This window comes from Vibrio sp. YT-18, from assembly GCF_033337345.1.
Classification (GTDB): Bacteria; Pseudomonadota; Gammaproteobacteria; order Enterobacterales; family Vibrionaceae; genus Vibrio; species Vibrio alginolyticus.
Genome location: NZ_JAWOQO010000189.1, coordinates 1 through 1,157, shown reverse-complemented (window position 1 = coordinate 1,157; position 1,157 = coordinate 1). Strand labels below are relative to the sequence as shown.

Below are 1,157 nucleotides of genomic sequence, written 5' to 3'. Positions count from 1 at the left end.
CATCCTCGTAAGCCCAATTCCTTTGCGAGGTAGTAATGGAACAAACTAATTTATCCCGATATCTGATGTGTAGCTTCGCCTTTGTGTTGCTATATCCTACTGCGATAGATCTCTACTTGGTTGCTTTGCCACAAATTGCGAATGATCTGTCTGCAAGCGAATCACAACTTCATATTGCTTTTTCTATTTACCTTGCAGGCCTAGCATCGACCATGATTTTTGTTGGGCGTGCAGCTGATTATTTTGGTCGTAAGCCTGTTGCCATGTGCGGAGCCGTGATTTTTACCCTTGCTTCAATGTTTGCGGGCTCGGCAGAGACCAGTGATAGCTTTCTAATAATGCGCTTCTTCCAAGGTGTAGGGGCCGCATGTTGCTATGTAGTGGCCTTCGCCATTTTGCGCGACACTTTAGATGAGCAAAAGCGAGCCAAGGTACTGTCGATGCTCAATGGAATCATTTGTTCTATCCCTGTACTTGCACCCGTGGTCGGAAATCTGATCATGATTAAGTTTCCGTGGCCTGTGTTATTCATCGCCATGGCCATGATGGGTATTACGATAGGTTTAATTGCTTGCTTTGTCTTAAAAGAAACCTTGCCCAAAAAAGCTAAGCGCCCTCTTTTAGATGTGAGTGAAGACACGAACGAATCGCTTTATAACCATTTTTTCATTTCGCGCGTTGTTTATACATCTTTAGGCGTCGCAGCAATTCTCTCTTATGTAAATACGTCACCAATGATCGTAATGGATTCAATTGGCTTTACTCGAGCCGAATACTCAATCGCGATGGCACTGCTCGCAATGGTAGGTATGACAACATCGTTTTCAGTCCCATTTGCTCTGTCTTACTTCAAACAAACTACATTAATGTTCACAGCACAAATAACCACTTTGCTGTCGGCTATCGTTATTCTCGCGGCTCACTTGAATGGCGATAGTTCGACACTCTATATGGTAGGTTTCACGCTAATCAGCATGGGTTTCTCAATGGGGTTTGGTGTGGCAATGAGTCAAGCGTTAAGTCAGTTCTCTCGCAAAGCTGGACTGGCAAGCTCTATGCTTGGCATAGGGCAGGTTTCTTGGTCTGCACTTTACATTTGGTTAATGGCTACGTTAGGTGTGTCGGCCGTGATGATGTTAATGATAGCGTTGGTTGCT

At 44.5% G+C, this 1,157-nt stretch carries 1 protein-coding gene; it reads left to right on the top strand.

Annotation, left to right across the window (positions count from 1 at the left end; genetic code table 11):
• Positions 1-35: 35 nt before the first annotated feature.
• On the top strand, positions 36-1,157 hold a 1,122-nt coding region (locus R7M72_RS25345; RefSeq protein ID WP_318056488.1), incomplete at its 3' end, for an MFS transporter.